6 protein-coding genes are annotated in these 11,055 nt (G+C 58.8%); 3 read left to right on the forward strand and 3 right to left on the reverse strand.

What is annotated here, in order from left to right:
• Positions 1-98: 98 nt before the first annotated feature.
• A complete protein-coding gene (locus tag VEG30_16645) occupies positions 99-2,507 on the reverse strand; it encodes an efflux RND transporter periplasmic adaptor subunit (protein HXZ81558.1) in 2,409 nt (802 codons plus the stop codon).
• 173 nt (positions 2,508-2,680) lie between these two features.
• On the opposite strand from VEG30_16645, the gene VEG30_16650 reads away from it, so the two are divergent.
• The 3 genes from VEG30_16650 to VEG30_16660 are packed head-to-tail and all read left to right on the forward strand — an operon-like array spanning position 2,681 to position 5,489.
• Positions 2,681-3,019 (forward strand): STAS domain-containing protein, encoded by a 339-nt coding sequence (locus VEG30_16650; GenBank protein ID HXZ81559.1) that lies wholly within the window; start codon positions 2,681-2,683, stop codon positions 3,017-3,019.
• A gap of 52 nt (positions 3,020-3,071) precedes the next feature.
• Positions 3,072-4,091: a UDP-glucose 4-epimerase GalE gene (gene galE / locus VEG30_16655; protein HXZ81560.1), complete on the forward strand. Its 1,020-nt coding sequence runs from the start codon at positions 3,072-3,074 to the stop codon at positions 4,089-4,091.
• A gap of 51 nt (positions 4,092-4,142) precedes the next feature.
• Complete coding sequence (locus tag VEG30_16660) at positions 4,143-5,489, forward strand: MFS transporter (protein HXZ81561.1); 1,347 nt, start codon at positions 4,143-4,145, stop codon at positions 5,487-5,489.
• Positions 5,490-5,496: 7 nt separating this feature from the next.
• On the opposite strand, the gene VEG30_16665 is transcribed toward VEG30_16660, so the two are convergent.
• Both VEG30_16665 and VEG30_16670 read right to left on the reverse strand, forming a co-directional pair.
• The gene (locus VEG30_16665) at positions 5,497-8,952 is read right to left on the reverse strand and encodes an alpha-amylase family glycosyl hydrolase (protein HXZ81562.1); all 3,456 of its coding nucleotides are present in this window, start codon (positions 8,950-8,952) and stop codon (positions 5,497-5,499) included.
• A gap of 290 nt (positions 8,953-9,242) precedes the next feature.
• Positions 9,243-10,949 carry a SulP family inorganic anion transporter gene (locus VEG30_16670; GenBank protein ID HXZ81563.1) on the reverse strand — a complete coding sequence of 569 codons (1,707 nt, stop codon included), beginning with the start codon at positions 10,947-10,949 and terminating at the stop codon, positions 9,243-9,245.
• Positions 10,950-11,055: the final 106 nt, after the last annotated feature.

Consider the following 11,055-nt stretch of genomic DNA (forward strand, 5'->3'; position numbering starts at 1 on the left):
CTGTCGAGGCTGCGCCTCGATTTCCCACCCTCCGCCAGAAGAGGGCGGAAGGGTGGGCCACCCTTTTGTACGGGATGACAATGCCAACTGACCTACTCCTACCATCCGAGCCAAGACCACAGTTTTCCCCAGATCCACATCGCCGGACGGCGAAACAAGACCATCCCCGCGGGCCGCCAGCCAGTACTGATTTTTCCGCGGCCTTCCATGCCGGCGCGCAGCGAGCCGTCGTCATTGGGCACGCGAACGCGAGCGTAGAAAACCCGCTCATCTCCGCGCAAATGGCTTCTGGGGCTGACGATCGCCACCTCGCCGCGGTAAGTGCGGGTGGGAAAGCCATCGAGCTTGATGGCGCCACGTTCGCCTGCATGCATCAGCGCAACATCGTTGTCATCGATCGCCACATCGACGAGGGCCTGGGAGTTATCGACGATTTCGGCGAAGGTGTCACCGAACTTCAGCTTTCGTCCGGTCAGATTTTCGACATGCGGAGTGGCCACGATACCCGCGATGGGCGAGCGGAGAAGAGTTTTGTCCAAACGTTCGCGCGCGCGGTTAACTTCAGCCCCCCAGTAATCAGCCTGGACGCGCTGAATGCCGGCTTCCGTGCCGTCATTGGCGGCCAAAGCCCGATCCATCTGCGAAACTGCGGTGGCGTACTTCGCCTGAGCGGCAGCGAGAGCAGATCGGTAATCCCAATCTTCGAGACTGGCCAGCACGGTACCTTTTTGGACTGAATCCCCTTCGCGCACATTGACGCGCTCTACCACGCCCTCAATCTCGGCACCTACCTTTGAGGAGTGTGCAGGAGCGACGGTGGCGTCGCCAGTCACTCGCAGCGGCAAAGGAAATGCCAGAAGAAACAGCACAGCAAGAGCGGCAGCAACAAGCAGAGCGGCGCGGCGGTGTTTCTCGAGAGCCATGAACCGCCGCTTTTTCTGCAGCAGTGGATGGAGAACGTCGATGAAGGGGACTTCTTTATAAAGCGAAGCGTTGCGCAAGGCGACGGTGGCCTGGCTGGCAAGAATCTTGATCATCTCCAGGTGAGCGTCGGTGAGGAAATCGGGGTCGCTGCTCTCGAAAGACAAAATGCCGACGCGCCCTTCTTCATCTGCGAGAGGCACAGCATGCCAGGCGCGCATGCCGGTGTCGGCAAAATACTGGCGAAACTTGGCGCGTGTTTCCTCGCGGTCACTGTCGATCTGATCGCCGTGCTGACGAATGAGGATGGGTTCTTTCGATATCGAAGCCCACTGCAGCAGACTATCGAGGCGCTGAACCTGGGGATCAGCGGGATCGATCTGCGTCACACCGGATATGGCTTTCAGTTGCAACCGGCCACGCTGCTCCATGGCGAGGGCGGCGCGCTCGTAGAGGATGACAGTTGCCGGGCCGTTAACGACGGCCTGCAGCACGCGGTCGAGATCCAACGTGGAGGTGATTTCGCCGCTGGTCTTGACGAGTCCTTCGAGGATCTCGACCTTACGTTCGGCCATAAGCAGACTGGCATTGTGCAGGGCGCCGGCGGCGGTGTCGGTGAGACTGGTCAGGGCGAAAGCATCGTCGTCATGAAAAGGAGTGCCGTCGTTTTTGTTCAGCGCCTCGACCACGCCGACCAAAGCGCCTTTATCGATCAGCCCGGCGGCCATTAACGAAAAAATTGCCGGCTTTCCGACTGTCTGGTTACGCTTGATGAGGCGGTCATCGTCAGACGAGCTGATCAACACCGGCTCACCGCTGTCGGAAACGTCTCCGGCAACACCTTCTCCGGGCCGCTGAACTAAGCCTTCGGCAACGGTGGGATCGCTTCCCGATTTGTGCATCAGCAGCAGGCTCTCGTCGGGCTGAATGAGCCAGATGTTGATGCCCTGGCACTCCAGAACCTCGCGGAATTTGGAGCCGATGATGGGCAGGAGCTGGTCCATCTCCAGGGTGGAGCTGAAGACTTTCTCGAGATCGTAGAGCTGGGTGATGCGGGTGATCGACGTGAGTGAGCTGTTGCGCTCTTCCTCGTAAGCCAAAGCAGACGCCAGGGCCGCTGCCGCGATCTCGCACATAGAAAGCAGGGAGGTCAGGCTGGCTTCGGGCAGTTCGGCCTGGAAACTGACAAGCTCGATGGCTCCAATCAACTCGCCCTCGCGCTGCAATGGCAAATAGGCCAGTGATTTCAAGGTACGGCGGATGTTGAGATGAGCGTAATCCTCGCGCGCCAGACTGTTGGCGGTGAAGAGCAAGGGGGTCTTCTCGCGCAGGAGAGAACCCAGGATCCCGGAATTCGCCGGGATACTAGCCTCGGCTACGGACGCATCGCCTACCCTGGCGCGCGGAACCCAGACCTGGTGATCGTTGAGATTAGTCAGCAGATAAACATTCACAGCGGTGCTGGGCAGCAGATCCGCCACGACCAGCGCCAAGGTGCGAGCCCGGGGGGAGACCTCCTGTTCTTCGAGCAAGCGAGAGCAGAATGTGACGAGGTCGACTGCTAATCCCGGACTCTGGGTCGCCATTTCGGATGGCCTCAGATCTAGCAGGGGAGCCGGGGAGTAGACTTCCCCTTGAAAAATCTCCAAGGTTTCTCTAAGTTGTGCGGGACTCTAACAGGCCAGGTTAACAGTGTCAATGTAAGACGCTGAAAATAGAGCATTCTGCCGCCTACTTCGATGGTTTAGAGGAGCGCCACGTGGAAATCGACGTTCGGAACCAGGCACAAATCCGAGTGATCAAGTTGCGGGGCCGGCTAAGTCTGGGTGAGCCGGTGGAGCGGCTACGTACTACTGTCGACGAATTGTTGCAGGCGGGAAATGCGCGCCTGTTGCTGGATTTGGAAGAGGTTCCGGTGATCGACTCGAGCGGTATCGGGCTGCTGGTGCGCTCGCTCACCTCCGCCAAAAAGCAAGGGGGCTCGGTGAAACTGCTCAAGCCTTCGAAGTTTGCCATACAATCGTTGAAGCTGATCGGGCTGCTGAGCCAGTTTGAAGTCTTCCAGGATTCCCAGGCGGCCGTGGCGTCATTCGACTAATTCCAGCGGATATGCCCCGCGAGTCTGCATGACTCGTCAGAATGGGCCTGTCATGCTCAGGGAGCCTTACGCACCCAATCAAAACGATATGCGCGTTCTCGTAACTGGTGGTGCCGGATACATTGGCAGTCATGCAGCTCGGGCATTAAGCAAGCACGGCCACAGTGTGGTCATCCTCGACAACCTGTCAAGCGGGCTGCGAGCCTTTGCTGAAGGATTCCCCTTGGTCGTTGCCGATCTCGGCAATCCGAAGGAATTGCCCAATGTGCTTTCTGAAGTGGATGCGGTCATGCATTTCGCAGCCCATGCTTACGTGGGGGAATCAGTCGAAAATCCTCGAAAGTATTTCGACAACAATGTGCGAGGAGGTCTCGCGCTGCTGAATGCGATGCTGGACGCTCACGTCGGCAACATTGTGTTCTCCTCCACTTGCGCACTCTATGGAATTCCCAACGTCGTACCGATAGGCGAGGACACGGTTCGCAATCCAATCAATCCTTATGGAACATCGAAGTTGTTTCTTGAAAAAGCCCTCGAGGCCTACTCAGTCGCCTACGGCATGCGCTCGGTTTCGCTCCGCTACTTTAATGCCGCGGGCGCCGATGACAGTGGAGAGATCGGCGAGGCGCATGACCCGGAAACGCACCTGATCCCGCGCGTCTTGCTGGCGGCGGCCGGTAAGTTGGATCACCTCGAGATCTTTGGCAGTGACTACCCCACTCCCGACGGAACCTGTATTCGCGATTACGTTCACGTCTCTGATCTGGCGGAGGCGCATGTTCTCGCGCTCGAGTACCTGGAAGGCGGAGGCCTCTCCACAGCTCTGAACCTGGGCACCGGCACCGGTCATTCCAATCTGGAAGTGGTGCGCATGGTGGAGAAGATCACAGGTAAGAGAGTCCCGCTTAGAATGGTTCCCCGTCGGGCGGGCGATCCGCCTGTCCTGGTGGCCGATCCGGCAAAGGCAAAGCAGGTTCTAGGCTGGACAGCCTCTCGCAGCCTGTCCGACATCGTGTCCAGCGCCTGGAAATGGATGCAGTCCTCGAGTTCGCGAAATGTGGTACCCAAGTAAAACGCTCGCGAATGTCGCTCGACGGGGTATGATCCCCGAGAGCAATTTCCCATGAACAAGCCACCGCGCTCTTATTGGCAAATCTGGAACATGAGCTTCGGCTTCCTGGGCATCCAGTTTGGCTGGGGCCTGCAGATGGCCAACATGAGTGCCATCTACGAATATCTGGGCGCGCGCGCAGACCAGATTCCGATCCTCTGGCTGGCAGCGCCGCTGACCGGCCTTATCGTCCAGCCGATCATCGGCCACTCCAGTGACCGCACCTGGTGCTGGCTTGGGCGCCGGCGTCCTTACTTCCTGGTGGGAGCCATACTCAGCTCACTGGCTTTGATCCTGATGCCTAGAAGTTCGGCGCTGTGGATGGCAGCAGGGCTGCTTTGGATTCTGGATGCCTCCATCAACATCAGCATGGAACCGTTTCGCGCCTTTGTGGCGGACCTTCTCCCCGAGCAGCAGCGCACCGCCGGGTTCGCTATGCAAAGCCTGTTCATTGGACTGGGAGCGGTGATTGCATCGGTCTTGCCGTGGCTGCTTACGCACATCTTTCAGGTCAGCAGCACCAGCAGCGCCTCGCAGCCGATTCCGACCACGGTGCGGCTGTCTTTTTATTTGGGTGCTGCGGCATTTTTCGGCGCTGTGTTGTGGACCATTGTGACCACCAGAGAGTACCCGCCGGAGAACCTTGAGGAATTTCGCAAGATCAGGGCGGAGAAGAGCGGCCTAAGGGCGAATGTTCAGGAGATCCTCTGGTCAATTAAGTCGATGCCCGCCACGATGCGCCAGCTGGCTTGGGTACAGATATGCACCTGGCTGGGACTGTTCTGCATGTGGCTGTATTTTCCGGTAGCCGTGGCACACAACGTGTTCGGTGCTGAAGACCAGACATCAGCGCTTTACAGTGAAGGTGTGGCCTGGGCAGGAGTTTGCTTCGCCGCATACTCTGCTATCTGCTTCGGTTTTTCCTTTGCTTTGCCGGTACTGGCGCGTGTGCTGAATCGCAAAGTGACGCATAGCTTGTGTCTGCTTTGCGGCGGGCTGGGCCTGCTCTCCGTATTAGTCATTCACAACAAATACCTGCTGCTTCTTTCCATGACCGGCGTTGGCATTGCCTGGGCGAGTACCTTGTCGATGCCCTATGCCATCCTGGCAGGTTCACTGCCCCCGGGGAAAACCGGGGTTTATATGGGCATTTTCAACTTCTTTATAGTGATTCCGGAAATAACCGCCTCGCTCGCCTTCGGGTGGGTGATGCTGCATCTTCTCCACAACAATCGTCTGGCGGCTGTGATTACCGGAGGAGTTTTTATGGTGCTGGCTGCTGCCCTCGTGCTCCGAGTCCAGGACGTTGCCGCTGCTCCCAAACTCGAAGCCGCCGAGAAGGCCGAAGCCCTGTTGTAGCTGGTCCTCAGTGTCCCTGATCGTGCGGTACAGTCACGACGGTCGCCGCTGAGCCAGGATTGCCTGCGAGATCATTGGCGCTGACCGTGATCGTGTAATGCCGCCCGTCCCGGTCACTGCCGTTTCTTGAGGCCTGGAGTGAGACGGTGAACGAGTAGCTTCCACCAGGTCCCAGGCTCACAGGTCCGTTGGGTTGAACAGTCCCATATTCATCCACCACCTTGAAGGCCGCGGTGCTGGCATCAACTCCCGACAAATTATCCGTGATCGCGCCGGAGACCGTGACGGGCAGCATCTTGCCATTCGGTGGCCACAGCGATGCAGGGCTCGCGGAGATCGTCACATGCGGCGCTGTCAAGTCGATGTTCACCGGCTCAGTCACCAGCGAGCTGATATTGCCGGCATTGTCGAGTGCGCGCAGGCCCACAGAGTGCGTACCCTCACCGCTGATTTGCGTCATGGCAGTACTTCCCGCGACCACGGTTACTTGCCCGTTATTTACCCAGTAGCGCAGCTGTTCGACGCCGCTGCCGGAATCCGTCGCGCTCAGGTTCACCGTGACTGGGCTGTGGTTGATCCAGCCATGCCCGTTTGCCGATGGCGTGGTAGTGATGGAAGCAACAGGGGGCGTCAGGTCCACATTCACTGGCGAAGGCAACAGCACAACTCCCGTGCGAGCTGCGAGTGTGACCACCACATTTCCGCCGCTCACCGAATAGGTTGATCCGCTTATTGCGTCTTGTAACTGCGTGCCATCCGTGAACACTCCGTTCACCGGGATAGAGGCGTTGTTCGGGGAAGAACCATTGTTCATGGCTACTATCGCGCTGTCGGAGCCATTCAGCACCCGCGCATAAGCATAGGTGTTGGGAGCGGTGTTGGGTTGTTGTGTGTCGCCGGTGAGCAAGGTTACAAACGAGCCGTTGCGGAGGACCGGATATTGCTTCCGCAGGTGCGCCAGGGTGGTGTAGTAGGACTGCACGCTGGTGTCGGGCGGGCCATAGATGGTGGGATCGCCCGCCTGATCCAGCCAGGGGTACGGCGGCCTTGTGTAAGGATCGCCGATCGGGCCGTTGGCGCTGTTGGCGAGCGATGGGGAATTGATCGCTACCTCATCGCCGTAATACACCATGGGCGCTCCGAGATAGGTGAATTGAAAGAGCGCTGCCAGCTCCAGGCGTTGCTTGGCCTGCGTCAAGCCGGTGTCGCCCAATTCCGTCATGACGTACAGTGCGCGGTTCACGTCATGCGAATCAAGCAGGTTCAGCATGGCTGCGGTTGCCTGCGGCGGATAATCGTCGCGCACCGCGCGTATGGCATTGTCAAACTGGCTTGGCGTGAGACCGGGAATATCGTTGCTGCCATTGTTATTGTCGTCGTGCCATTCGGCGTTGCGTACGAACCCGGTGATGTTCTTGCGGAAGCGGTAGTTCATCACCGCATCCATCTGATTTCCGGCTAGCCACTGGCTGGCATTGGGCCAGATTTCTCCGATCAGCGGTCCATTGCTGTTGTACATCTTGGCGTACATGCGGTAATCGGCCCACCAGGCGCGCGGGAAGTTGCCATCGTCAGCGACATCGAAACGCCATCCCGAAGCTCCCTGGGCATACCAGTGCTGGGTGACGTTCCCCGGCGCACGATAGAAGAAGTCCTGCACTCCGCCCACGGTGTGATTAAAGGTTGGCAGGCTGTCGAAGCCGAACCAGCCGATATAGTCAGCTGTCTGGCAGGGCACCGTGTTGTCGGTGAAGTTGAACCAGGTACGCCACTGCGATCCCAGCGACAGGCAGGCGCCAATATTCGGATCCGTACCGCCGTAGCGATCGTAGCGGTCAAAGTACATGCCATCCGACGACGCGTGGTTGAACACGCCGTCCAGAATCACCTGCATGCCGCGGCGCTGCAGTTCGGTGGATAGCGAAGCGAAAGCGGTGTCGCCTCCGAGCGCCGGATCGATGTGGAGGTAGTTATCGGTGTCGTAGCGGTGATACGACCGCGCCGAGAAAATTGGGTTCATGTAGATGGTGTCAAGGCCAAGCGACTGGATGTAATCCAGCTCGTCCTGTACGCCTTTCAAATCGCCGCCATAAAACTGATTGCTGTATTCATTCAAACAGCCGGAGGTGTTGCTGCGCGGATCGCAAATTTGCGTGTTCCATTGGTTGTAGGTGAAGGCCTGCTGGCTGCCGTAGTACAACGGGCATCCGGTTGTTGATCCGGCGCGGCAGTAATCATTCGTCTGATCGCCGTTGCGGAAGCGGTCGGGCATGACGTGGTACACATTGGCGTTTTGCAGCCAGGCTGGAGTCTGGAAGTTCGGATCGTAGACGGTTATCTGGAACGAGTTGAATGGCTCGCCATCACTGGCTGCCCCGGAACCGTCTTTGTGAACGTTATCGTTGTCATCAAGGTAGTCGTCGCTGTAGAAACCATTCGTCTGGTCGCGGTTGATCTTAAACTTGTAGTAATAGACCGTAGGCATAGACGGCATGGTCAGCGTGGCTATCCAGGTGTCATATTCCGTGCCATTCACGGTGAAGTTCTGGTCGAAGGGCATGTCCGTGTCAACCGGGCCGGTGGTGTTGCCGGTTGCCGTGTCGAACAGGTACGCGCGTACCCTTACGCCCCAAATGCCGCTGGCGTGCAGCGTGCGGAAACGCAATGTAACCTGCGTGTTCTCCGGAACCGCACCTTCCTGATCACGATAGAACGGGTCAAAAGTGTTGTGGAAGAAGCCCGCCTTGTCGGCGCCGCTGAAGCCCGCTGGCTGCTCATTGGAGAACGGTGGCGTGCTGGTGCCGTTGCCGGTATTCGTGACAGAAAAATACTGGGTCGCCGTGGTCCCGTTGAAGCCGCCGATATTGTTGTCGGTGGGTACCTGTCCGTAGATGTAGCCGCCACCAGATGTCAGAAAGCCGAAGAAGACAAACGAGGATGGGATTCCACCGCCCGTAATGGCGCTCCAGGGAATCGCAATCTCGCGCGTGTTGGTGTTGCTGCCGTTATCGGCATAGTTGGCGTAATACGAGGTCTGCGCACTCCAGTTGCCGCTGCCGTCAGAACTGCGGAATTCGTTGTAGCCGTTTTTGAAATAAGTGACAAACGATGCACGGAAGGGCAATGAGGACAAATTCGTGAAGTCGTATTGAAAAGCCGTTAGGTTTCCGTCGCTGTTCGAGCAGCACGTCGGCGGGTTCTGCGGGTTAGGCTTAATGTAAAGCACCGCGCCTTCGGAGAGATTAGCGTTCACTATGGCGACATAGAGATTACTGGCGTCCCACGTCATGTACCAGGTTTGTCCCGTATTACCGGCATTGGAGAGTGAGTTGCTGTTCCCGTACTCGCCCGAGCCGATGGAGCCATCAATCGTCGCCGTCGTCCATTGCGCACACAGCGGGGCTGCGGCCGTAAGCAGTATAGTCACGACAAGGGCAAGCTTCGACAGAAGAGTACGACGCATGACATGCCTCGCGAATTCTCTGGGTCTTTAAGAGCCAGCCGCTAGCCACGCAAAGGCTGTTGGTTGGACTTACTCAGAAAGTTGCAGACATCGGGGTCCTGCCCGACGAGGCCTGAGAGAACTGAGGTACCCCGACGCACAGCGACCGCGTCGAGCATTTTTCGCATATCTATCCGACAATTGCAACAGGTCGCTTGCTAAGCCCCAGGTCGGTTCGTTTTCCCGAGCCTTGGTTGGTTTGGCAGAGTACGATGTCTTTGATCTCGATGTAGCTTCGCAGAACCCGCCAGCTACGACCTGTGATCTTCCCAATGGACTGACTCGACGGAGTACGTCACGCGGTAGGCACTCATTGCTTCTTCGAGAGTCGCGAAAAAAGTCTCTTCGCCGAAGCGCGTGAAGAGGCCGAAGCGTTTCAGCTTGTCCTTGACCGGATCCTTCATCTCGGCGAAACACAACTCGATGCCCGCGGCGTGCAAGGTGTCGTCGAGTTGGGAGACGACATCGGCCGCAGTGACATCGACGCTAGTGACTGGCTCCGCTGCAACCACAAGCCAGCGGACCGGCGTCGGTGAGCTCGCAACGGCATCAAGGGCACGTTCGCGGAACAACTCGGCATTCGCAAAGAACAGCGGCGCATCCCAACGGAACAGCACAAGGCCCGGGATCAGCCGTGCGTCCGGATAGCGTGCGATGTCGTGGTAGCCACTGACTCGTTCCACGCGGCCAAGGACAGCCGAATGCGGGCGCCAGCCGTCCCAGAGGAACTCAATCACCGCAATTACGATCGCGAGCCCAATGCCCGGAATGACGCCGAGCGTGGCCACACCAGCAAAGCAGGCCATCGAAAGCCAGAACTCCCAGCGCTGGATGCGATAGATGCGACGCAGGTCGGACACTTCAATCAGGCCGATGGCCGCGGCAATGACGACCGCAGCCAGAGCGGTATGAGGCAGATATTGGAGCAGATTGGGCGCGAGCACTAGCAGCAGTGAGATGGCGAGGGCGCCTACAACCCCCGTCAGTTGGGTCCTGGCCCCCGCCGCCTCGGCCACTGGTGTGCGCGACGAGCTGCTACTGATCGGGAAGCCCTGAAAGAAAACTGTGGCAAGATTTGCCATGCCGAGGCCCACCATCTCTTGGTTCGGATCGACTGGCGCACGCAGACGTGCCGCATAGGTTCGAGAGAGCACGCTCGTATCCGCGAATGAAACGAGAGCGACCGCAACGCCACCCATGAGAATCGGTACCAGCTCGTTGACTGGGACTAGCGGAAGGCGTGGCGAGGGCAATCCTTGTGGTAGAGGACCGAGCACGGACACTCCGGCTCGTCTGGCCAGGTCGAAGGCTGCTACGACAAAGGTTGCGGTGACCACCGCGATCAGAATGCCTGGGATGCGCGGCCAGCGCTTGAGTAACAGTATGAGAACGAGGGTGCTGGCGCCGATCACGAGCGCCACGACGTTCGTCCGCCCTGCCAGCACCTGGTCCACGATTCCCCACACCTGACGCAGCGGCCCGTTCGACTTGACAGAGAAGCCGAAAAGTTTCGGGACTTGGCTCAGCAGCACTGTCAGCGCGATGCCGTTCATGTAACCGTAGCGGATTGGCTTTGAGAGCAGCTCGGTGATGAAGCCCAAACGCGCTAGGCCCACGGCAATGCACACGATGCCGGAGACGAGTGCCATCATTCCAGCCAACGCGACCGCACGTCGCGGTTCGCCCCCCGAAAGCGGCAGCACCACTGTGAGGATCACGGGCGCAAGCGCCGAGTCCGGCCCCAGGACGAGAATGCGGCTGGGACCGAACAGGGCGTAGGCGAGCAGCGGCACTATGGTCGCGTAGAGGCCGTTGATACCCGGTACCCCGGAGGCCTCAGCGTATGCGATGCCGACCGGCACGAGCATGGTCGTCATGACGAGGCCGGCCACAAGGTCGTGCCGCAGCCAAGACGACTCGTACCCACGCAACGTGTTCAACCCGGGAAGCCAGCGCATCCAGCGGGTTCGATTCGCCCGCGTTGCATGCCCCGCGATGCGGCCAGGCTCTCGGTGTGGGAGGAGAACGATTCAGTCATGGCTGCAACTCGAGAGCCTAGGCAGG

Source organism: Terriglobales bacterium (assembly GCA_035624455.1).
Lineage (GTDB): Bacteria > Acidobacteriota > Terriglobia > Terriglobales > Acidobacteriaceae > DASPRM01.